This is a genomic window from Curtobacterium sp. MCBD17_034 (assembly GCF_003234515.1).
In the GTDB taxonomy this organism is placed as follows: domain Bacteria; phylum Actinomycetota; class Actinomycetes; order Actinomycetales; family Microbacteriaceae; genus Curtobacterium.
Genome location: NZ_QKTN01000002.1, coordinates 429,219 through 451,456 on the forward strand (window position 1 = coordinate 429,219; position 22,238 = coordinate 451,456).

Genomic DNA, 22,238 nt, shown 5'->3' on the forward strand with positions numbered 1-22,238 from the left:
CGTGCTACCCCTGACCGGCGAGGAGCTCGTCGATCCGCTCGAAGTCCTCGTCCATCCCGGCGTCGATCCCGCTCGCGAGGACGGCGTCGCAGGCCTCCTTCGAGGCGTGGGTCGAGGTGATCTCGAGCGCGGATCGCCCGCCCTCGAGGTCCACGAACCGCAGGGTCTCGAGCGTCACCCCGCTCTCGCCCTCGTACTCCCACGTGTGGACGATGCGACCCGGCACGACCTCGTGGTACGAGCCACGGAAGGTCCAGCCGTCGCCGTTCGCCGCCTCGACGACGTAGCGGAACGCACCGCCGGTCACCGCGTCGAACCGGTCGAGCCGGACGGTGGTGCCGTGGGGCCCCATCCACCGGACGAAGCGCTCGGGATCGGTGTGGGCGCGTTGCACGGCGCTCGCTGGAGCGTCGAACTCGCGACGGTGCCGAACGCTCTGGTCGCCGACGCGGATGTGCTCCGTCTCGGCCGGGCCGCGGGGGTCGTCCTGAGGCATCGGGGGTCCTTCCGGATTCGGCCGCGGCGGTGCGGCCGGGTTCGTTGTGCTCGTGTCAGCGCGCGGCAGCACCGTATTCGGGCTCGCGGTCGGACGTCAAGGACCGCGACGGTCGTGCTCGGCCGATGGTGCGAGCGGCAGGATGGGGACATGCCCCTCGACCTCGCCGCGTTCTGGTCGGCGCTCGACGCGGTCCCGGTGCCCGACGACGCCGAGGCGTTGTACGACGCGTCGGCGGAGGGCACGCTCCGACGCGGCAACCTCGACCGGTACCTGCGCCTGCTCGCCGACGCCGGATCGACCGTGCTGCTCGTCGCCGAGGCCCCCGGCTGGCGGGGCATGACGAACACGGGCCTGCCGTTCGTCAGCGTGCGGGAACTCGACGCGCGCCCGGGGATCGTGACCGGGGCCGCCGAGGGTGACGGCTTCGCGCGACCGCCGGAGCCGACCGCGCCGTGGGAGGCCTCCTCGCGGGTGGTCTGGGCCGCGCTTCGGGACTGGGCGGGGCCGTTGCCCGTCGCGTGGCCGGTGTACCCGCACCACCCGTTCGCCGCGCCCGACCGACGCACGAACCGGACGCCCCGACCGGCCGAGGTCCGAGCCGGCGCTCCCGCGACGCTCGCGCTGCTCGATGCGCTGCGCATCGAGCACGTCGTCGCCGTGGGGCGAAAGGCCCAGGGAGCGCTCGCCACCGCCGGCATCGACGCGGTCGCCGTCCGCCACCCCGCCCAGGGCGGCGCACGACAGTTCACGGACCAGCTCGCCGCGTTCTCCGCGGCCGTCCGCTGAGCCGGCGCGGATCAGGGCGCGGGACGGCTCGCGGACACGTCGCCTCCGCTCGCACCGTCGGCCGGGAGGAACGGGTACCGCCATCGGGACGTCGGCCCGTCCGGTGTCGCCCGCCACGTCACCGTCAGGGTCCGGTCCCGCGTCGCGGCGTCGGGGACGGCCCGGAACGCGACGGACTCCCCCGCGGCGAGGTCCGCCGGCGGCTCGGACACGACGACCGGCATGGTCGGGTCCGCCGTCAGACGCACGTCGAACGCGCTCGCCGTGCCGGTGTTCCGGAGGACGGCACCGCCGTCCGGCGCCGACGCGATCCGCCACGAGACGGACGGAGCCGGAGGGACCGACGCGGCACGGGCCTCCCGGCCGGCGTCCGACGGAGCGGGCGTGGACGGCGGACCCCCGCTCGGGCGTGCCAGGCGTTCGAGCGCGCCGGCGATGCGCTCGAGGGTGTCGATGGACAGCGCCGAGGTGCGCTCGGCCCGTTCGGCGCTCGCGGCGGCGGCGTGCCGGTCCTGCTCGGCAGCTCGACGGGCACGCTCGGCGGTCCGGGCGTCACGCTGCTGCTGCCGCGCGGTGTACACCCACGACACGACCACGCCGAGCAGCGCGACGACGGTCCCGACGACCTGGATCCACGTGTCGATGCCGCTCATGCCGACACCCTGCCGGACACCCCCGACACCGCCGACCTACGTGGTCTCGATCGTCACGCCCTTGGCCCGGAGCTCGGCGTCGACGTGCGCGGGCAACGGCGCGGACGTCCACACGGTCTCGAGCGCCGGCAACTCCACGATGTCGCTCCACGTCAGCGGGTCGTGGCGGTCGTCGTCCCCGCTCCAGTCGGGATCGACGTCGCCGTAGATCTGCAGGTCCCCGTCGACGGTCAGCTGCGTCACCAGCGCGAGCTGCGAGGGCAGGACCTCGAGGTCCTCGTAGTACTCGCGGGCGAGCTGCCCGGAGCCCTCGACGACCTCGTCCTCGTCCTCGGCGTCCTCGTGCGCCGCACCCGCGTACGGTTCGAGGACGTCGAGGTCGTAGCACAGCGCCTCGAGGACGATGAGCTTGGCGTTCTGGTCGGCGAAGTCGTACGGCTCCTCGGGCGTTTCCATGCCCGGGATCGTATCCCCGCCGCCGGTGCCGTGACCGTGCGGTCAGATCCCCGTGACGTCGTGGAGCATCGCCGCGAGTTCGGTGACGTGGGGTTCGCGGAGCAGGGAACTGTGTTCGCTCGCGAGCCGGGGGAACCGCATCTCGCCGCGCAGGTAGGGGCGCCACGAGTCCGGCCCGTCCGGGTTGCCGTCGGCGAACACGAACGTGACCCTGCCGTCGTACGGGCGCACCCGGTGCCGGCGGACCATCACCGAGGCCTGGTCGAAGAACGCGTCGAAGTGGTCCTGTCCCCGGTACCGGACGACCCCGGCCGTGTAGGCGCGGAGCCGGCGGGACACCCGCTTGACCTGCGGGAGCCCACCCGGCAGGACCCTGCGGAGCTGTTGTTCCGCGCCGCGGCGCACCGCGTTGAGCACCCGCGACCCGTGCTCGCGCTCCGGCAGTCGGGCGAACTCGAGCGCGCCCTGCTCCGCCGTGCTCCGCGGCAGGTAGGTGTCCAGGAGCACGACGTGCTCGACGGTCTCCCCGTTCTCGGCGAGGGTCGTCGCGATCTCGAGGGCGATCAGGCCGCCGAGCGAGTGCCCGATGAGCCGGTACGGGCCGTGCGGCTGGACCACGCGCATGAGTTCGATGAACCGACGCGCCGCCGCGGGGACGCTCCAGTCCGGCAGACTGCGCCGTTCGAGGCCGTGCTGCTGGAACACGTACACGTCGTGGTCGGCCAGGTGCCGGGCCAGGGGCACGAACGTCAGGCCGAGGGCGCCGGCACCGGGGAAGCAGAACACGGGCGCACCGCCGCCACTCGTCAGCTTGACGACGTCGGGGTGGCTCGGCACGGCTCTGGTCCCGGCACGGACCCGCCGCGCGAAGTCCGCCAGGGTCGGATGCTCGAGGATCTCGGCGGACCGCACCTCGACTCCGATCCGGTCGGACACGGCGGCGAGCATCTCCTCCGCGGCCAGGGAGTCCCCGCCGAGCGACGCGAAGTCGTCCTCCGGCGCGACGGCGGGCAGCCCGAGGACCTCGGCCCAGATCTGCCCGACGGCGAGTTCCCACTGGTCGTGGGTGGTCTCGTCCATCGTGGCGACCGCGCCGTCGCCCCCACCGGCGTCGTCTCCGGTCCCGGCGGCCGGGGGCGGCGGGAGCTCGGCGCGGTCGACCTTGCCGCGCTCGTTCCGCGGCAGCGCCACCATCGGCACGATCGTCCCGGGCACCATGTAGGCGGGGAGTTCGGCACGCAGGGCACGTCGGATCGCAGCGGGCGACGCCGTGCGCCGCCCGGCTCGACCGACGACGTAGGCGACGAGGCGCGTGGATGCCCCGGGTTGCACGATCGCGGTGACCACGGCCTCCTGGACCGTGTCGATGCGGCGGATGGCGGCCTCGATCTCGCTCGGCTCGACGAGGTACCCGCGGACCTTGACCGCGTCGTCGGCCCGACCGAGGAGCGTGAGTTTGCCGTCCTCGTCGATCCGCGCGAGGTCGCCCTGCTTCCAGGTGGCCCGGCCGTCCTCGGCGATCCCGGCACGGAGCGCCGTCTGCTCGTACGCGCCCCAGTACCCCGGGGTCACCGCGTCGGACACGCACAGCAACTGCCCGGTCTCGCCGACCGCCGCGGTGGTGCCGTCCTCGCGGAGGATCCGGATCTCCTTGTCGAACGCCGGCTCGCCCGCCGGGATGCTCCCCTCGGGCACCGGATCGCCCGGCGCGATCTCGTTGAAGGCGAGCGACGCGGTCTCACTCGATCCGGTGAAGTTGAAGAACGACGTCGTCGGGCCGAACAGCGGTCGTACCGCCGCGACGTCGGTCCCCGTCACGGCCTCACCGACGGTGGCGAACACCCGGAGCCCGCGGAGCCGGTCGTCGTCGGGTCCGAGCGCGTCGGCGATCGTCCGGGCGAGGTGCGGGGTGCTCTGCATCACGGTGATGCCGCGCTCCGCGATGCGGTCGACGAGTCCGAGCACCCCGGCGTCACGCGCGTCGAGCAGGTGCGCCTCGGCACCCGAGTGGATCGTGCCGAACGCCATGGCGAACCCCGCGGCGAACCCGACGGGCAGCACGACGGCGGAGCGCTCGCCGGGAGCGAGCCCGAGGCGCTCGCGGTAGCCGGTGACGTCCGCGAGCATGGCTCGGTGGCTCGTCACGACGCCCTTCGGCGCGCCCGTCGAGCCGGACGTGAACACGATGTTGAAGCCGTCCGTGCCGCCGCGTTCGAGGGCGGCGGGCACGACCCGGATCGGCCCGCCCGCTGCGGCGATCGACTGGGCCTCGTCGAGCATCGGGTCGAGCGGGAGGACCGCGGTCGGGCCCGCCACGAGCGTCGCCGCGAGCGCGCGGTGCGCCTCGTCCGCGACGATCTCGGTGATGCCCGCGAGCGCGATGACGTGCCGGATCCGTGCCTCTGGCAGATGGGCGTCGAGGACGACGAGCAGCCGGCCGGCGAACGCGAGACCGAGGACGCCGAGCACGCCGCTGCTCGTCTGGCTGGCCATGATCCCGACCGGCACCGGCCCGTCACCGGGCACGGGGCCGACGCCGGCCGCGCTGTGGTCGTCCGGCCGGAGGCGCTCGTCGAGGAGTGCGCCGAGGGCGCGGCTGATCTCGTCGGCCTGCCGGTAGGTCACCGTCGTGTGCTCGTCGGACAGCGCGATCTCGTCCGGCCACCTGGCTGCGGTGCGGGCCCAGCGTTCGAGCAGGGAATGCTCGGGCATGAGCTCGCCCTGCCGCGAGGACTCGGCCGGCGGCGCGATCGCGACGGCCGGGTGTCGGTCGTCGGGCGCGGCGCCGACGGACGATCGAGGCGCGCCGCCGGCGGTCGTCGAGGACAGCGTGGTCGCGCTGCGCTCGGACATGGTGGTGTCCTCGTCGGTTCCGGTGCGCGTCGGGGCAGCGCGGTCCGGAACCATCGCGGCGCCTGGGTGGGCGTCGTGCATGGGCAGAACCTCCCGTTTCGGGTCGGGGGTCGTGTTCGGGTGGTGCGACCCTACCCTGCCGCTCACAGCTCGTCCATAGCGCGTGGGGTTCCGGCAGTGGTCGGACGATCGGCGGACGAGACCCGTACCCCGCGCGCCGGCACCGTCGCAGGGCCCGGCAGCGGGCACCGGACGACGACCGGAACCGGTCCACCGAGTCCCGGGAACCGGTCAGTGCGTGGTCGCGAGCGCCCGCGCGGTCAGGGTCCGGAGCCAGTCGATGCGCTTGCCGGGCCAGCCGTGCACCACCGCGAGCCACTCGTCGGGCAGGGCGCCCGCCCCGTACCGGGCGCCGGCGAGGCTGCCCGCGATCGCCGCGACGGTGTCGGTGTCGTTCCCGCCCCGGACCGCGCGCTCGAGGACGTCGACGAGGTCGCTGCCGCGGGTGACGGCGGAGACGGCCCCCTGGAGCGCCGCCACGACCCAGCCGTTCCGGTCGGCGAAGTCCGCCGGGTTCGACTGCTCGGCTTCGTCGAGGAGCGCGAGCCACCGGGCGCGGCGTGCCCGCGGCAGGAGCGGGATCCCCGTCCGGACGTCGACGTGGCCCTTCCGGACCGCGCGGCGGATCGCGGCCGTCCAGAGCACGCAGGCGTCACCGGCGTCGTCCTCGTGGTGCGTCAGTTCCGAGACCCGTCGGGCCGCCGCGGCCAGTTCCCGCTTCGTGCCGTCTCCGAGGTACGCGAGCGCGACGGGCCCGGTCCGCATGAGCGACCCGTTGCCAGCGGACCGGCCGTTCGCCTGGTGCACCGCGAGTGCGGCGGCGCGGGCAGCGGCCTCGGTGTTGGCGTCGAGCTCGGCGAACACCGCGCGGGTCTGGACGCCGGCGTCGGGGGCGTCCTGCGCCCAGTCGGCCCACTCCGCCACGATGCGTCCGAGCGTCCGGGCGTCGTCGAGGCGATCGCCGCGCGCGAGGGCCTCGAGCACGGGGATCCCCATCGCGGTGTCGTCGGTCCATTCCCCCGGCGCGGTGCCCGTGGGTCCGCCACCCCGCATGCGCACGGGCGCGTCCTGGGCGAGCGGCGGTCCGAACTCGTAGCCGGCGCCGAGGGCGTCACCGCATGCGGCGGCGAGCACCGACCCCAGCGCGCGATCGCGCACGTCGTCGTCCATCGAGCCTCCCGGGGCAACGCTACCGGGCGCGTGGGCCCCGACGTCGATCGTGACGTCGCCCCGGACGGGGGCATGTCGCTTCGGGTGACGCACGGGAGGATCACTTACTGTCATGCCCGTCCGCCCGCGACCGAACCACGTCGCGTCCGCTCCCGGAAGGTCCGCCCGCCCCGTGATCCCGACCGCGCCCAGCCCCGTCCGCGACGCCGTGCTCGACCGCACTGGACAGCGCAGCACGGGCCAGCGCAGCACGGGTCAGCGCAGCACGGGACAGCGCAGCACGGGAGAGCGCAGCACGGGACAGGGCAGCACGGCTCGCGCCGGCGCGATCGGCGGTCGCCGGACCACGGGCCGCTCGACCCGGGCGCGCCGACGACCGCGGCGCACCAGCGCTGCCCCGGGCCGGTTCGGACGTCGCGTGGCCGTCGGGGTCGTCTCGGTCTTCGGCGCCGGCGTCGTCGCGGCGGCGATCGGGATCGTGGTACTCGTCGTCATCGCGGTGAACTCCCTGCACGGGCTCGTCGGTGCCGGGACCACGGCGACGGCGATCACGTGCCCCGCGGTACCCGCGAAGACCGTCGGCGGCATGGTGGTCCCCCGGGGCCCGGTCGCGGGCTACTGTCAGGACCGCCTCGTCAACGCCGCGTACGTCATCGAGGCCGCTCAGTCGCTCGGCATCGGCCCGCACACCCAGGCCGTCGGGGTGATGACGGCGATGGGCGAGTCCGGGCTCGTGGACCTCGACCACGGGGACGCGGCCGGTCCGGACAGCAGGGGCCTGTTCCAGCAGCGGGACAACGGCGCGTGGGGGACGTACGCCCAGCGCATGGACCCGTACACGGCAGCGACGATGTTCTTCCGGAAGCTCGTGAGCATCCCGGGGTGGAAGACGATGACCCCGACCCAGGCCGCACACGCCGTGCAGGTGAACGCCGACCCGGACCACTACGCCCGGTACTGGCCCGGGGCGGTGCAGATCGTCGAACGCCTGACCGGCGAGGACGTCCCCGAGGTCGCGCCGCAGTAGCCCACGGCGGTCACCACCCGAGCGTGCCCGGGGCCCCCTTGAACGGGCCCACCACGCGGGACGTCACCCAGCCGCCGTAGAAGTCGCCCGGTTGTGGCTCCACCCGTTCCCCGTCGACCTCGCAGTCGTCCACGGCCCCCGGGTAGACGGCGACCCGGTCGGCGAGGACCTCGTACCCGGCCCAGGGACTCGGGTAGCGCCAGGCCGCGCGTGGCGCCGTCCGGCCGCCCCCGTGCAGGTCGAGGTATCCGGCCCGGCCCTTGAACTCACACATGCTCACGCCCTCCGCCGGGGTGAGGGCGCCGGGGGCGAACCCGGACAGCGGGAGGTAGTACACGGGTGGATGGCTCGTCTCGAGCACGCGGACGGCATCCCGCGTGTCGGCGACGACGACGCCGCCGAGCCGGACCACGACGTGTTCGGCGGTCGACTCGACCCGCGGTGGGCGCGGGTAGTCCCAGACGGACTCCTGACCGGGTCCCGGGACCACCGGGACCAGGCCCTTCGGGCGGATGCTGGCCATGTGCCCCCGTCTACTCGCGCCGCCCGGGAGCGGCCACCCGGCAGCCTGCAGCCGCAGGGAGCCTGCCGCCACCGGGGATGTCATGCCGCGACCGCGCCGAGTGCCGGGAGGAGCGCCACGCCGTCGTCGGACACGAGCACCTGCGCGCGCAGCGGCACCGCGGCTCGAGCGAAGGCGACCGTGACGGCCTCGGCCCACGCCCGGTCGCGATCGCGGGGTGCGGACGAGCCAGGCCGTTCCCACGCCACGATCACCTGGGTGGCGCCGACATCGGGCACGATCTCGCCCATGGCCTGCGCGAACTGCGCCACGCCGTCGGGCTCGGGAGCGGCGGGGAGGTCGTCGATGGGCACGAGCACCTGCACCGGCACGGCGTCCTCGCCCAGGAACAACAGCCAGCACTGTCGGCGGACGACGGGCAGGAGCAGCGCCCGGACGAGGGCGAGCACGTCCGCGTCGGTGTGGACGGGGCGGTCACGGAGCGTTTCGAGTGCGTTCTGATCGGTCATGGGACCGAGCCTGGCCATGTGGCGGAGCCGCTCCGGGCCTCCCGGTCGGGCCTGTGGACCGCACGACCGACGCCCGCCCTGTGGACGGCGAGGACGAACGCCGATCCCGGGTCGAGGGCCCGTGCCGGCCGCGGAGACGCGGGTCAGAGCCCCAGCCCGCGCCCGATGATCTCGCGCTGCACCTCGTTCGCGCCGCCGTAGATCGTCGTGGCGACCGCGGTCCGCAGCTGCTGCTCCATGCCCGCGGCCGAGCCGTACCCGGATCCACCCATGAGCTGCACGGCCTCGAGCGTCGTGTGCTTGTACGTCTCGGTGGCGCGCAGCTTCGCCATCGACGCCTCGGTGTTGAGCCGGTCCTCCTCGCCCGCGTCGACGCGGTCGGCGATCTCGTACACGTACGCGCGACACACCGCGACGTCGGACGCGAGGTCGGCGATGCGGTGCCGCACCGCCTGCTTCCGCGACAGCGGCGCCCCGAACTGCTCGCGCGTCGTGACGTGCGCGACGAGCTGGTCGAGCGCCCGCTGGGCCGCCCCGACGCTCATGGCGGCGATGATGACACGCTCGACCGCCAGGCCGCGGCCGATGTGTCGCCACGCCTCACCGCGTGTCCCCACCACCGCGGACGACGGCACGCGCACGCCCGACAGGAACACGTCGTTCACCATGTGGGCGCCCATCGTCTCGATCGGGCGCACCGTCACACCCGGGGCGTCGGCGGGGACCATGAACAGCGTCAGCCCGTCGTGCCGGACACCACTGTCGTCCGTCCGGGCGAGCACGAGCAGGTGGCGCGCCAGGCGCGCGAACGAGATCCACGTCTTGCGGCCGTCGAGCACCCAGTCGTCGCCGTCCCGGGAGGCGCTGGTCGTCGCCGCCGCCAGGTCCGACCCCGCCTCGGGCTCGGTGAACGTGACCGACTCGGCATGCCCGGAGACGATCGAGGCCACGATGGTCCGGCGCTGGTCGGCGTCGCCCCACTTGAGGTAGCTCTGCGCGGCGGTCAACGCCGTCGAGTAGGCCGTGAGCGGCACGCCCGCGCGCGCCGTCTCCTCGAGGAGCAGGCACTCCTCGGTGAACGTCCGTCCGCCGCCACCGTCGGCCACGGGCAGCGACACCCCGAGCAGACCCCGGTCGGCGAACAGCGCGAAGGCCTCGGGTGCGTTGAGCGCGGTGTCGTCGCGCGAGAGGCGGCGGCGGGCCTCCTCGTCCGGGACGAGCTCGGCGCACGCGGCACGCACGGCGTCGAGGTACGACCGCTGCTGCTCGGTCAGGCGCATGGACTCCTCCTCAGGGACGAGCCGACGGTACTCCGTCCACAGGAACGCTCCTGCCTCCGGACACACCAGCCGTCCATGGGTACGTTCCACCCATGGACGCTTCGGTGCGGGATGCAGTACCCACGACGGCGGTGACGCTGCGGATCAACGGCGAGGACCGCCCGCTGGTGGTGGACAACCGCACGTCGTTGCTCGACGTGCTCCGCGAGCGACTCGACCTCATCGGCTCGAAGAAGGGCTGCGACCACGGCCAGTGCGGCGCGTGCACGGTGCTCCTCGACGGCCGCCGGGTGAACAGCTGTCTCGTGCTCGCGGTCGCGGCGGAGGGCAGCGCCGTGACGACCATCGAGGGACTCGCGGACGGTGACGATCTCCATCCGGTGCAGGTGGCCTTCCTCGAGCGCGACGCGTACCAGTGCGGGTACTGCACGCCGGGCCAGATCTGCTCGACCATCGGCGCGCTCCGCGAGGCCCGTGCGGGGATGCCGAGCCACGTCACCACCGACCTCGCGGCCGACGAGATCGTCCTCGATGACGCCGAGATCAGGGAACGGATGAGCGGCAACATCTGCCGCTGCGGTGCGTACGTCAACATCGTGGCCGCGGTCCACGACGCCGACGCCGCCGACGCGGTCCACGTGCACACCGAGACCGACGACACCGACGGCGCGCAGCGGCGTGACGAGACGACAGGGGCTGCACGATGAAGACGTTCGACTACGAGCGCGCGACGGACGTCGACGACGCGGTCCGGCGACTCGCGGCGGAGCCGACGGCCAAGCTCCTCGCCGGCGGCACGAACCTGGTCGACCTCATGAAGCTCGGCGTCGAGCGGCCCGATCGCCTGGTCGACGTGTCCCACCTCGGTCTGACGGACGTCGTGGAGGAGCCCGACGGCTCGCTCACCATCGGCGCGGGCGTGCTCAACGCCGACCTCGCCGCGCATCCGGCCGTCCGTACGCGCTTCCCGGTGTTGAGCCGCGCACTCCTCGCCGGGGCGTCCGGACAGCTCCGGAACCGGGCGACCACCGCCGGCAACCTCCTCCAGCGGACCCGGTGCGTGTACTTCAACGACGTGAGCAAGCCGTGCAACAAGCGGGAGCCCGGGACCGGCTGTCCGGCGATCGAGGGCCTGTCGCGCGAACTCGCCGTGCTCGGCACGTCCCACTCGTGCATCGCGACGCACCCCGGCGACATGGCCGTGGCGCTCACCGCACTCGACGCGACCGTGCACTTCACGACCACGGAGGGGCCGTCCTCGCTCCGGATCGGCGACTTCTACCGGCTCCCCGGCGACGAGCCGGAGCGTGACACGAACCTGCCGGTCGGCGCGGTCATCACCGCCGTGACGATCCCCGCGCTGCCGTTCGCCGCCCACTCGACGTACCGCAAGGCCCGCGACCGCCGGTCCTACGCCTTCGCACTCGCCTCCGTCGCGGCCGCGATCGACGTCGACGGCGACGTCGTCCGCGATGTCCGGATCGCGTTCGGTGCCGCGTCGCACAAGCCGTGGCGCGCCTCCGCCGCCGAGGACGCGTTGCGGGGCGGCCCCGTGACCCTGTCGGCGTTCGCCGCGGCTGCCGACGCCGAGCTGGCCGCCGCGACCCCGACCGACCAGAACGCGTTCAAGGTCCCGCTGCTGCGGCGGCTCGTCGTCGGCGTCCTCGCCGAACTCACGGGCGTCGACGACGCCGCCGGCCCGACGAACGGTCGCGCGGCGGACACCGGCGAGGCCGCGGCGTGACCGCGATCGGGGCTCCCCTCGCCCGCCTCGAGGGGCGGGAGAAGACCACCGGCATCGCGCGGTACGCCTTCGAGCAGGGGCCGGAGGACGACGTCCTCTACGCCTGGCCGGTGCAGGCCTCCGTCGTGACGGGTCGGATCGTCGCCACGAACGCCGACGAGGTCCGCGCCATGCCCGGCGTGGTCACGGTGCTCACCCACGAGGACGCGCCGCGCCTGCAGGAGTCGGACGACGCCGAGTTGCTCGTGCTGCAGTCCGACCGGATCGCGTACCGGGGCCAGGTGGTCGCCCTCGTCGTGGCCGAGACCCTCGAGACCGCCCGCGAGGCGGCAGCCCGGTTCGTGCCCGAGTACGCCGAGGAGAGCATGGACGTCGTCCTCACCGAGGACCACCCGAAGCTCTACGCGCCCGAGCAGGTGAACGCGGGGTTCGCCACCGACTCGAGCGAGGGGGACGTCGACGCCGCCCTCGCCACGGCGGCCACGAGCATCGACGCGACGTACCGGACGCCCGCGCTCTTCAACAACCCGATGGAACCGCACGCGACCACCGCGCACTGGCACGACGGCCGGTTGGACGTGGTCGACGCGTCGCAGGGCACGAGCCCCGACCAGTCGACGATCGTCTCGCTGTTCGGGCTCGACCCCTCGTCCGTACGCGTCCGGGCCGAACACGTCGGCGGCGGGTTCGGGTCGAAGGGATCCCCACGGCCGAACGTCCCGCTCGCCGTCATGGCGGCGATGGCCACGGGTCGACCCGTCAAGATCGCCTACACGCGGCAGATGATGTTCGCGATCGCGGGCTACCGCACGCCGACGATCTCGCGCATGCGGCTCGGGCTCGACACCGACGGCCACCTGACGGCGGTGTCACACCAGGCGTACTCGCACACGTCGAGCATCCAGGAGTTCGCGGAGCAGACCGGCGAGGTCACCCGGCACATGTACGGGGCCCCGAACATGCTCGTCACGCACCGCCTCGCAGGCCTCGACGTCCCGACGCCGCGGTGGATGCGGGCCCCGGGCGAGTGCCCCGGCATGTACGCACTCGAGTCCGCGATGGACGAACTCGCGATCGCCGCGGGGATCGACCCCGTCGAGCTCCGCGTGCGCAACGACCCGGAGGTCGACCCGGAGTCCGGGCAGCCCTTCAGCAGCCGGAACCTCGTCGCCTGCCTGCGCCGGGGCGCCGAGCTGTTCGGGTGGGACGGCCGCGACCCACGGCCCGGCGTTCGACGCGAGGGCCGATGGCTCGTCGGCACCGGTGTGGCTGCGTCGTCGTACCCCGCGATGGCCCAGCAGAGCGGTGCCCGGGCGACGGCGCTGCCCGGCGGACGCTACGCGATCGGTGTCAACGCGACGGACATCGGCACCGGCGCGCGCACGGTGATGGCGCAGATCGCCGCCGACGCGCTGGACGTCCCCGTCGAGGCGATCGACATCAGCATCGCGGACAGCGACCTGCCCGTCGCGTCCGTCGCGGGCGGCTCGTCCGGCACGGCGTCCTGGGGGTGGGCCGTCACGAAGGCGTGCCGCCACCTCACCGCGCTGCTCGACGAGGGTCAGCCGGTGCCGCCCGAGGGCCTGGAGGTGGTGGTCGACACCACCGAGGACGTCGCCGCCATGGGCCCGTACGTCCGTCAGGCGTTCGGCGCGCAGTTCGTCGAGGCGCGGGTCGACCTGGACTCGGGTGAGGTCGTGGTCCCCCGCATGGTCGGGGTGTTCGCGGCGGGACGGATCATGAACCCCCGCACCGCTCGATCGCAGTTCGTCGGCGGCATGACCATGGGCCTGTCGATGGCCCTGCACGAGCACGGCCTGCTCGATCCCGTGCTCGGGGACTACGGCAACCACGACCTGGCGACCTACCACGTGGCGGCGAACGCCGACGTCGAGGACCTGCACGTCGAGTGGCTCGACGAACGCGACGACCACCTCGCGCCGATGGGCGGCAAGGGGATCGGCGAGATCGGGATCGTCGGGGCCGCGGCCGCCGTCACCAACGCCGTGTGGCACGCAACCGGTGTCCGCATCCGCTCCCTGCCCGTGCAGCCGGACAAGCTCGTCGGGGCGCTGCCCTCGCGGGCCTGACGCCGACCGGGTCAGGACGCGGTGGACGCCGCCCGCGCCGGGTGGATGTTCCCGGAGCGCTCCCGGAGCGGCCGGGCGCTGGTGGCGTTCCTCGTTGCGAGCACCTCGGCGAGGATCGACACGGCGACCTCCTCCGGGGTCTCCGCACCGAGGTCCAGGCCGATCGGCGACCGCAGTCGTGCGACGTCCGTCACGCCCAGCCCTGCGAGTTCCTGCATCCGCCGCTCGTGCGTGCGCCGCGATCCCATGGCCCCGACGTACCCGGCGCCCCGCTCGAGGGCGAGCGCGACGACCTCGGCGTCGAACCGGTCGTCGTGGCTCACGACCACGACCGCGGTGTCGGCGTCCAGCCCCGCGGACGCGAGCCACGTCGGAGGCCAGGCGACCACCACCTCGGCCGCGGCGGGGAACCGTTCCGGGGTCGCGAACACCGGGCGGGGGTCGCAGACCGTCACCCGGTAACCGAGGGTCGACGCCGCGTTGGTGAGTGCGACCGCGAACTCGACCGCGCCGACGACGACCATGCGCGGTGCCGGCTCGTTGCGCTCGGTGGCGCTCCGGACGTCCGAGCACTCGTCCGGCCGGGCCACGATCGCTCCGAGCCGGGGACCCTCGAGGACCCGCGTCACGCGGGCAGGACGCCCGGCCGCGGCTCGGCGCAGGGCGTCGACGGCGACCAGGTCGTCGCGCGTGAGCCGGGTCGCGAGGACCTCGACCCGTCCACCGCAGGCCAGGCCGATCGCGAACGGGTGGTCGTCGTGGCCGAACGACTCGAGTTCCGCGACGCCGGACGCGAGGACCCGCTCGCACATCTCGTAGACGGCGCCCTCGACACAGCCCCCGGAGATGCTCCCGATCACGGTGCCGTCGACGGTGACGGCCATCGAGGTCCCGGCGCCGCGGGGCGCGCTCCCGTCCACGCCCACGGCGGTCGCGACGGCGACGGCCTCGCCTGCGTCGAGTCGGGCGAGGATCCGGTCGGCGATCTCGAACACGTGCTGGTCCTCCCGGTCGTCGTGTCGGCCGCACCCGCTCCGGGTGCGGCGGTCCGGGCCTCCCGACCCGACCCTCACAGCCAACCACCGGTGGCGGCGGTGGGCCACAGCGTCAGCCGGCGCCGAGCACGTCGGCCAGGAACCGGACCATCGTCGCGACGAGCGTCCGTCGCGACTCCCGCCGCCGGTACTCGTGCCCCTCCCCGGCGAGCTCGAGGTACGACACCGGGCGGCCCCGCTCCCGCAGCGCGGCGACGACCTGGTGCGCCTCGCCGATCGGCACGTTCGTGTCGAGTTCGCCGTGCACGACGAGCAACGGCGCGCGGACGTCGTCGACGGCCCGCATCGGCGAGAGCGCGTGCAGCAGGTCGGCGTCGTCGACCGGGTGGCCGTACTTCGTCGCGGCGGCGGAGGCGATCCACGGCTCCGTGTCGCGGTAGAACGTGGCGAAGTCGGACATGCCGCACACGTCCACCCCAGCCGCGAACACGTCCGGCGTGAACGCCAGGGAGGCGAGGGTCGCGTACCCGCCGTACGACCGGCCCGTCACGGCGATGCGCGCCGGGTCCGCCACGCCCGCGTCGGCGAGGAACCGGGCCGCGTCGACGACGTCGGCGAGCGCCATCCACCGGCGCTCGCGGTCGTCGGCGTGCACGAACTCGCGGCCCGATCCGCTCGAGCCGCGGATGTTCGGCGCGAACACCGTGATGCCCGCGGCGACCATGGCCTGGTGCTGGGGTGAGAACGTCGGCCGTTCCTGCGACTCCGGTCCGCCGTGCAGGTGGAGCATCGCGGGTCCGGCCGGTGCGAGGGGGACGCCGTCGACCTCGGCGGACCGGGAGGCGTCGCGCGCCGCCGCCGGGACCCGGTACAGCCACCCGGTGATCGGCAGGCCGTCGCGGGCGTGGAAGGTCTCGAGGGTCGGCTCGACGAGCGGCACGGCCGGCAGCTCGGGCACCGCCGTCACCCGGGTCCAGGTGAGTGCGGCGGTGTCGAGCCGCCACAGCTCGCGGGGACGGGTCGGTCCCTCGACCGCGAGGACGACGCTCCGGCCGTCGCGGCTCAGCACCGGGTCGGTCACGACGGCGCCCGGCAGGTCCGGCACGGTCGTCCGGGAGGCCGTGGCCGTGTCGACGAGGTCGAGTTCCGTCCGCCCCGCCACGTTCCACCCGAGCAGCAGGGTGCGGCCGGCGTCGTCCGCGTCGAGGTACTCGAGGTCGGCGTCGTCGCGCCCGACGAGGACGCGGGCCTGTCCCCGCCATCCGTGCGGCCCGAGGGGCATCGCGAGGAGCTGGCGTCGCGGGAGTCCGGCCTCGGTGGCGATGTAGGCGACGAGCGGACTCGTGCCGCTCGCGGGTGCCGGGCGGAGCAGCGCGATCTCGGCGGAGCCCTCGTGCGGTGGGGTGAGGAGCGGGTGGTCCTCGTCCGTCAGGCGGTCGACGACCACCACGAACTCCTCGCCCCGCTGGCCGTCACGGAGGACGACGAGGCGTTCCTCGACGGACAGGTCGAGGATGTGGATGAGCTCCCCCACCGCCAGGTCGTCCCGCTGCCCGGTCGCCGGGTCGACGAGGTACGCGCGGGCGGGCTGCTCCGGCTCCGTCGAGGGCAGCGTGACGACGACGCGGTGCCCGCTCCGGCTCCACGGGCCGAGCTCGGCGTGCTGGTACCGGGAGCCCGCGATCTGCTGGGCGTCGGAGCCGTCCGGCCGGACCACCCACACCTGCTGCTTCACCCCGCCGTCCGTGGCCACCGCGACCGCGAGCCACGCGCTGTCGGCGGACCAGGTGACGGCGACGACGGGGTCGTCCGACAGCGGGATCCGCCGGGCCTCGGGCGGAGGGCCGTCGACCACGACATCCTGCACGAACACCTCGGGGGTGCCGTGCCGGTCGCTGACGAACGCGACGCGTCGGGCATCACGGGTCATCGTCGGACCCCATGAACCCCACGCGTCGGTCAGGGCGTCGCCGAGCGCCACGGCGTGCGCGACGCCGACGAGATCGGTCACGTCGGTCATCGGATCCCCTGTGTCTGGAGCCACATCTCGAGCAGCGCGAGTTGCCACAGGGCGTTCGAGCCGAGCGTCGTGCGGGTGGTGTTCGGGTCGGCGAGCATCGCCGCGACGCTCGCCTCGTCGAAGATCCCGCGCTCGAGGGCCGCGGGGTCGGTGAGGGCGTCCCGCACGCGGTCGAGGTACGGCCCCTCGAGTTGCCGGATCGCCGGCACCGGGAAGTACCCCTTCGGCCGGTCGATCACGGCGTCCGGCACGATCCCCCGCGCAGCGCGCTTCATGACACCCTTGCCGCCGTCCGCGAGCTTGAGCTCGGTGGGGATCGTGGCGGCGAACTCGACGAACTCGTGGTCGAGGAACGGGACCCGCGCCTCGAGGCCCCACGCCATCGTCATGGTGTCGACACGCTTGACGGGGTCGTCGACGAGCATGACCGTCGTGTCGATGCGGAGCGCGGCGTCGACCGAGTCCTCGGCGCCGGGGCGGGCGAACGCGGCGTCGACGAACGCGCTCGGGGTGTCCTCGTCGGGCAGCCACTCGGGCCGCAGCAGGCGTCGCAGGGCCGGCCAGCGGCGGTCCATGAACACGCGCTTGTACGCCTCCGCGGCCTCGTTCCGCGGGACTCCGGCGAGCGGCGGGTACCAGTCGTACCCGCCGAGGACCTCGTCCGCGCCCTGCCCCGACTGCACGACCTTGATCGTCTTCGAGACCTCCTGTCCGAGCAGGTAGAACGCGACGCAGTCGTGCGACACCATGGGCTCGCTCATCGCGGCGACCGCGCCGTCGATCCCGGGCAGCAGGGCGTCCGAGGCGATCGGGATGCGGTGGTGGTCCGTTCCGAACGCCCGCGCGACGGCGGACGAGTACGCGAACTCGTCGCCGGACTCGCCCCCGGCGGACTCGAACCCGATGCTGTACGTGGCGAGGTCGTGCTGGCCGGCCTCGGCGAGGAGCGCCACGACGAGCGACGAGTCGATCCCACCCGAGAGGAGCACGCCCACCGGGACGTCGGCGACCATGCGCCGTTCGACGGCGGCCCGCAGGTGCGCGACGAGGGCCTCCTGCCAGTCCTCCGGCGTCCAGTCCGCCCGTGCCGGGTCCCGCATGAACGACGGCTCCCAGTACCGGGTGTCGCGCGCGGACCCGTCCGGCTCGACCACCCGGACGGTCGCGGGCGGGAGCTTCTCGATGCCCGCGATGATCGTCCGCGGCGCGGGGACGACCGAGTGGAACGTCATGTACGAGGCGAGGGCGACTCGGTCGATCGACGTGTCGGTGTCCGCGCCGGCGGCCTCGCCGCCGCGGAGGAGCGCCGGCAGCGTCGATGCGAACCGGATGCGGTCCCGCGTGTGCGACACGTACATCGGCTTGATGCCGAGCCGGTCGCGGGCGAGCACGAGCCGCCCCGAGCGGTGTTCCCAGATCGCGACCGCGAACATGCCGAGGAACCGGTCCACGAACGCGGTGCCCCACTCGGCGTACGCCTTGAGCACGACCTCGGTGTCCGACGTCGACGCGAACGTGTGGCCCGCGGCCCGGAGCTGTTCGCGCAGCTGCGGGTAGTTGTAGACCATCCCGTTGAACACGATCGTGAGCCCGAGCGCCGCGTCGACCATGGGCTGGGCGCCGGCCGACGACAGGTCGACGATCGACAGGCGCCGGTGCCCGAGCACGACCGGCCCCCGTGCCCACAGCCCGTCGCCGTCGGGGCCGCGGTGGGCCTGGCACGCGGACATCGTGGCGACGACGCCGACGTCCGCCGGACGGCCGTCGAACCGGAGCTCTCCCGCGAGTCCGCACATGTCAGTCCCCTCCCACGATCCACGTGTCCTTCGCTCCGCCGCCCCGGGACGAGTTGACGACCATGCTGCCCTCGGGCGCCACCCGGGTCAGCGCGACGTCGGCGAGGTGCGCCTCGTCCGCTCCGGTCCCCGTGAGGTACACGAACGCGCGGAGGTCGACGTGCCGGGGTTCGAGCCCGGCGGGCGTGAGCGTCGGGTGCGAGGACAGCTGGACGACCTCCTGCGCCACCCACGCCTCGGGAGCGGCGGCGATGGCGGTCCGCCGGTCGGCGACCTCCTCCGCGCTGGCGCTCGGTCCGATGAGCACACCGCGGCCGCCCTCGCCGTCGACGGGCTTCGTCACGAGCTCGCCGACGCGCTCGAGGACGGTGAGGCGCTCCGACTCGTCCCGCGTCCGGTACGTCGGCACGGACTCGAGCAGCGGTCGCTCGTCGAGGTAGTACCAGATGAGGTCGGGCACCGAGACGTACATCGACTTGTCGTCGGCCAGACCGTTGCCCGGGCCGTTCGCGAGGAACACGTCCCCCGCGGCGGCGACCGCGAGGACGTGCTCGCCGAGGTCCGGGTCGGCGTCGTTCGTCATGTCGACCACCTCGCCGTCGATGCGGATCAGGAGGGCGTCGACGACGCGACCGGTCGATCGCTCGACGACCCGGTCCTCCCGGACGGCGACGTCGTCGGGGGTGAGCAGCAGCATGCCGGCCTCGTCCGCGAGCGTGTGGTGTTCGTACCAGGCCGCGCTCGACGGCCCGCTCGTCAGCACCGCGAGCGTCGGGTCCGCGACGCCGCGTGCGCGTGCCGGGGCGGCCAGGGTCGCGCGCAGCAGCGGCAGGACGCTCCGTGCGTCCCGGAGCCCCGTCGGGCGAGGCGCGTCCGGCAGGACGTCGTCGATGAGCCGCCGCACCGCGAGCGCGTACGCCACACCGCTCGGTGAGCGGACGTTGTCCTCGAGGACCCGCCATCCGCCGAACTCGTTGCGGACGACGTCGAACCCCTGCACCGCGGCCCGGACCGTGCCCGCCGGCAGCCGCGTGGCCTCATCGCGCCACCCGGCCGCGCCGACGACGTCGGACTCGCGGAGCACAGCGTCGGCGACGATCCGCCGATCGCCGTACGCGTCCTGGAGGAACGCCTCGATCGCGCGTGCCCGTTGCGTCAGCCCGCGCTGCAGCTGGCCCCACTCGTACGGGTTGACGATGCGCGGGACGAGGTCGCAGTGGAACGGCTGCCGGGCACCACCGACGACGAACCCGAGCTGCTCCCGCTCCGTCCACGCGTCGCGGGCGGCGCACCGGGCGAGCGCCTCGTCGTCGTCCCACCCACGGAGGTACCCGGCGAGGTCGCGGAAGACCGGGCGCGGGAAGGCGCCCGGACCGACCGCCTCGTCGCCCGCGCGCACGTGGTAGCCGGGGATGGCGACCGCGCGCTCGTCGGCGCCGACGTCGGGATCGCTCCGGGACTCGCGGACCACCAGGTCGACGACGTCGTCGAGCTCCCCGCGTTCGGCGTACGCCGTGCGCTGCCGGTCCGCCGAGTTGCCGCGGGCCAGGGTCTCCTCGACGAGCGTCCCGACCAGGCCCCAGTCCCCGAGCTCCTCGAGCTGCGGACGGAGGCGGTCGACGAGCTGCCGCACCGCCACGTGGGCCGGGAGCCGCTCGGGGTGTTCGCCGAGCCCGACGAGCTCGCCCGACAGGCCGCCACGAGCCGCCTGCCACATCGCCGCCCGGTGCAGGGGTTCCCGGCGGGGGTGCCACTCGTCACCGCGCTCGATGTCCTGCTCGGCGTGGCGGACCGCGGCGCGGAACAGGCCCGCGATGAGCACGGCATCGTCGACGATCGGCGTCGCGTCGCACACCCGCAGCTCGAGCGTCGGGGCGTGCGAGGACGGCCGGACGTCGAAGTACGCCATCTTGGAGTCGGCGATCACCCCGCTCGTGATGAGGTCCTGCAGCATCCGGTCGTACTCGGCCGCACTCGTCATCCGGCCGAACGACCCCGCGGTGGGCCAGCGCTGCCAGATGATGCTGCGGATGCTCGCGTACCCGGTGTCCTGGCCGTTCCAGTACGGGCTGCTCGCGCTCAGGGCGAGCAGCACCGGCAGCGCGGGGGCGACCCGCTGGGCGATCTGCACCGCCAGGTCGCGGTCGCTCACGCCGACGTGGATCTGCAGCCCGCAGATGAGCTGCTCGTCGACGAGCATCCGGTACTGCTCCTGCATGCGCCCGTACCGGCCGGTCGACGTCAGCTCGAAGTCGGCGAACTCCGAGCGCGGTGCCGTCCCGACGCTCCCGATCGCGAGCCCGTGCGGGGCGATCGCCGCCGTCAGGTCCGTCCGGAGCCGGACGATCTCGGTCCGGAGGTCCGCGAGGTCCCGCACCACCGGCACGTTCGTCTCGATCGTCGTCCGCTGCAGCTCGGCACCGTACCGGTCGGGCGGCAGGCCCGGGAGGAGCTGGGGGGCCTTGGCGGACAACCGCCCTGTCCGCAGGTCGATGAGGTGGAGCTCTTCCTCGGCGCCCAGCGTCAGCTCTGCACTCATCCCTGCACGCTACGCGGGCGGCGTGTCGGTGGGGTGTCCGGGCCGTGTCGGCGGTGTTTCCCCGATCCCGGTCCCGCGGAGCACCCGCGGCACCCGATCCGCGGCGGCAGGATGCGCGCTCGCGGCCGTCGAGGCGTAGACGAGGAAGCCGGACACCCTTGACGAGGAGCACCCTGATGACGAACTTCGGCTACACCCTGATGACCGAGCAGAGCGGCCCCCGCGAGCTCGTCCGGTACGCGCAGAAGGCCGAGGACGTCGGGTACGACTTCGAGGTGTCGAGCGACCACGCCTTCCCCTGGCTCGAGAGCATGGGGCACGCCCCCTACGCCTGGACCGTGCTCGGCGCCGTGGCGCAGGTGACGAGCACGGTCGAGCTCATGACCTACGTGACCTGCCCGACGATCCGGTACCACCCGGCCGTGGTCGCCCAGAAGGCCGCGACGCTCCAGATCCTGTCCGAGGGCCGGTTCACGCTCGGGCTCGGTGCCGGCGAGAACCTCAACGAGCACATCGTCGGGGAACGCTGGCCCGCGGTCGGCGAACGACAGGACATGCTCGAGGAGGCCATCCACATCATCCGCGCGCTCGAGTCCGGTGACGTCGTGACGTGGGAGGGCACGCACTTCCGCGTCGACCAGGCGAAGCTCTGGGACGTCCCGGACGGCGGGGTCCCGATCGGCGTCGCGGTGTCCGGCGCGAAGGGCATCGAGCGGTTCGCGCCCCTCGGCGACCACATGATCACCACCGATCCCGTGCCCGAGCTCGTGCAGGGGTGGGACGAGCACCACCAGGGCGCCCCGTCACGCAAGATCGGCCAGATCCCGATCTGCTGGGACCCCGACGAGGACGCCGCGGTCGCGCGGGCACACGACCTGTTCCGCTGGTTCGCCGGCGGCTGGCACGTCAACGCGGACCTGCCCACCCCCGCGTCGTTCGACAGCGCCAGCCAGTTCGTGCGTCCCGAGGACGTCGCGGAGTCGATCGCGTGCGGCCCCGACCTCGACCGACTCGCCGAGAGCGTGCGGCCGTTCCTCGACGCCGCTTTCACCGACATCGCGATCGTCCAGGTCGGCGACGAGGGTCAGGACCGGTTCCTCGACGAGGCCGCCGGTCCCCTCCTGGAGAAGCTCCGCGCGCTGTGACGACCGTCGACGCGCACACCGCCCAGCGGGAGGGGTGCATCATTGATGAGGTGTCAACCGTCACAGACCGCCCCGCAGCCACCCCAGAGACGC

The 22,238-nt window shown here is 73.8% G+C and carries 18 protein-coding genes; 6 read left to right on the forward strand and 12 right to left on the reverse strand.

All coding sequences use genetic code 11. The features are described from left to right. Positions 1-4: 4 nt before the first annotated feature. Positions 5-496 carry an SRPBCC domain-containing protein gene (locus DEI92_RS05750; protein ID WP_111012679.1) on the reverse strand — a complete coding sequence of 164 codons (492 nt, stop codon included), beginning with the start codon at positions 494-496 and terminating at the stop codon, positions 5-7. Positions 497-646: 150 nt separating this feature from the next. On the opposite strand from DEI92_RS05750, the gene DEI92_RS05755 reads away from it, so the two are divergent. Further along, positions 647-1,285 carry a uracil-DNA glycosylase gene (locus DEI92_RS05755; RefSeq protein ID WP_111012680.1) on the forward strand — a complete coding sequence of 213 codons (639 nt, stop codon included), beginning with the start codon at positions 647-649 and terminating at the stop codon, positions 1,283-1,285. An 11-nt stretch (positions 1,286-1,296) separates the two neighbouring features. Here DEI92_RS05755 and DEI92_RS05760 read toward each other — a convergent pair whose 3' ends face one another. The 4 genes from DEI92_RS05760 to DEI92_RS05775 form a co-directional block, all read right to left on the reverse strand. Then, the gene (locus DEI92_RS05760) at positions 1,297-1,938 is read right to left on the reverse strand and encodes a hypothetical protein (protein WP_111012681.1); all 642 of its coding nucleotides are present in this window, start codon (positions 1,936-1,938) and stop codon (positions 1,297-1,299) included. Between the two features lie 36 nt (positions 1,939-1,974). Next, on the reverse strand, positions 1,975-2,394 hold the full coding sequence (locus tag DEI92_RS05765) for a DUF6892 domain-containing protein (protein ID WP_111008569.1): 420 nt from the start codon (positions 2,392-2,394) through the stop codon (positions 1,975-1,977). A gap of 42 nt (positions 2,395-2,436) precedes the next feature. Beyond that, complete coding sequence (locus DEI92_RS05770) at positions 2,437-5,247, reverse strand: non-ribosomal peptide synthetase (protein WP_181434669.1); 2,811 nt, start codon at positions 5,245-5,247, stop codon at positions 2,437-2,439. Positions 5,248-5,538: 291 nt separating this feature from the next. Next, the gene (locus DEI92_RS05775) at positions 5,539-6,477 is read right to left on the reverse strand and encodes an ADP-ribosylglycohydrolase family protein (RefSeq protein WP_111012683.1); all 939 of its coding nucleotides are present in this window, start codon (positions 6,475-6,477) and stop codon (positions 5,539-5,541) included. 112 nt (positions 6,478-6,589) lie between these two features. On the opposite strand from DEI92_RS05775, the gene DEI92_RS05780 reads away from it, so the two are divergent. Next, positions 6,590-7,504, forward strand: a complete 915-nt coding sequence (locus DEI92_RS05780) for a hypothetical protein (RefSeq protein ID WP_146249105.1) — start codon at positions 6,590-6,592, stop codon at positions 7,502-7,504. A 10-nt stretch (positions 7,505-7,514) separates the two neighbouring features. On the opposite strand, the gene DEI92_RS05785 is transcribed toward DEI92_RS05780, so the two are convergent. The 3 genes from DEI92_RS05785 to DEI92_RS05795 all read right to left on the reverse strand — a co-directional run bounded on the left by DEI92_RS05785 (position 7,515) and on the right by DEI92_RS05795 (position 9,816). Next, positions 7,515-8,027: a DUF427 domain-containing protein gene (locus DEI92_RS05785; RefSeq protein ID WP_181434671.1), complete on the reverse strand. Its 513-nt coding sequence runs from the start codon at positions 8,025-8,027 to the stop codon at positions 7,515-7,517. Between the two features lie 80 nt (positions 8,028-8,107). Beyond that, positions 8,108-8,536, reverse strand: a complete 429-nt coding sequence (locus DEI92_RS05790; RefSeq protein ID WP_111012686.1) for a hypothetical protein — start codon at positions 8,534-8,536, stop codon at positions 8,108-8,110. Between the two features lie 143 nt (positions 8,537-8,679). Next, a complete protein-coding gene (locus DEI92_RS05795) occupies positions 8,680-9,816 on the reverse strand; it encodes an acyl-CoA dehydrogenase family protein (protein ID WP_111012873.1) in 1,137 nt (378 codons plus the stop codon). 92 nt (positions 9,817-9,908) lie between these two features. Here DEI92_RS05795 and DEI92_RS05800 point away from each other — a divergent pair, with 92 nt between their 5' ends. The 3 genes from DEI92_RS05800 to DEI92_RS05810 are packed head-to-tail and all read left to right on the forward strand — an operon-like array spanning position 9,909 to position 13,650. Further along, a complete protein-coding gene (locus DEI92_RS05800; protein ID WP_111012687.1) occupies positions 9,909-10,523 on the forward strand; it encodes a 2Fe-2S iron-sulfur cluster-binding protein in 615 nt (204 codons plus the stop codon). Beyond that, positions 10,520-11,560 (forward strand): xanthine dehydrogenase family protein subunit M, encoded by a 1,041-nt coding sequence (locus DEI92_RS05805; protein WP_111012688.1) that lies wholly within the window; start codon positions 10,520-10,522, stop codon positions 11,558-11,560. The genes DEI92_RS05800 and DEI92_RS05805 overlap by 4 nt, the downstream gene beginning before the upstream one ends. Then, on the forward strand, positions 11,557-13,650 hold the full coding sequence (locus DEI92_RS05810) for a xanthine dehydrogenase family protein molybdopterin-binding subunit (protein ID WP_111012689.1): 2,094 nt from the start codon (positions 11,557-11,559) through the stop codon (positions 13,648-13,650). Before DEI92_RS05805 ends, DEI92_RS05810 begins: the two co-directional genes overlap by 4 nt. An 11-nt stretch (positions 13,651-13,661) precedes the next feature. On the opposite strand, the gene DEI92_RS05815 is transcribed toward DEI92_RS05810, so the two are convergent. The 4 genes from DEI92_RS05815 to DEI92_RS05830 all read right to left on the reverse strand — a co-directional run bounded on the left by DEI92_RS05815 (position 13,662) and on the right by DEI92_RS05830 (position 21,000). Continuing rightward, on the reverse strand, positions 13,662-14,645 hold the full coding sequence (locus DEI92_RS05815) for an XdhC family protein (RefSeq protein ID WP_258370084.1): 984 nt from the start codon (positions 14,643-14,645) through the stop codon (positions 13,662-13,664). A gap of 112 nt (positions 14,646-14,757) precedes the next feature. Beyond that, complete coding sequence (locus tag DEI92_RS05820) at positions 14,758-16,665, reverse strand: S9 family peptidase (protein WP_111012690.1); 1,908 nt, start codon at positions 16,663-16,665, stop codon at positions 14,758-14,760. Further along, positions 16,662-18,461 (reverse strand): N-acetylglutaminylglutamine amidotransferase, encoded by a 1,800-nt coding sequence (locus DEI92_RS05825; RefSeq protein ID WP_111012691.1) that lies wholly within the window; start codon positions 18,459-18,461, stop codon positions 16,662-16,664. Before DEI92_RS05825 ends, DEI92_RS05820 begins: the two co-directional genes overlap by 4 nt. A 1-nt stretch (position 18,462) precedes the next feature. Next, the gene (locus DEI92_RS05830; RefSeq protein WP_111012692.1) at positions 18,463-21,000 is read right to left on the reverse strand and encodes a carboxylate--amine ligase/circularly permuted type 2 ATP-grasp protein; all 2,538 of its coding nucleotides are present in this window, start codon (positions 20,998-21,000) and stop codon (positions 18,463-18,465) included. Positions 21,001-21,176: 176 nt separating this feature from the next. On the opposite strand from DEI92_RS05830, the gene DEI92_RS05835 reads away from it, so the two are divergent. Further along, positions 21,177-22,145, forward strand: a complete 969-nt coding sequence (locus DEI92_RS05835; RefSeq protein WP_111012693.1) for a TIGR03557 family F420-dependent LLM class oxidoreductase — start codon at positions 21,177-21,179, stop codon at positions 22,143-22,145. Positions 22,146-22,238 lie beyond the last annotated feature (93 nt).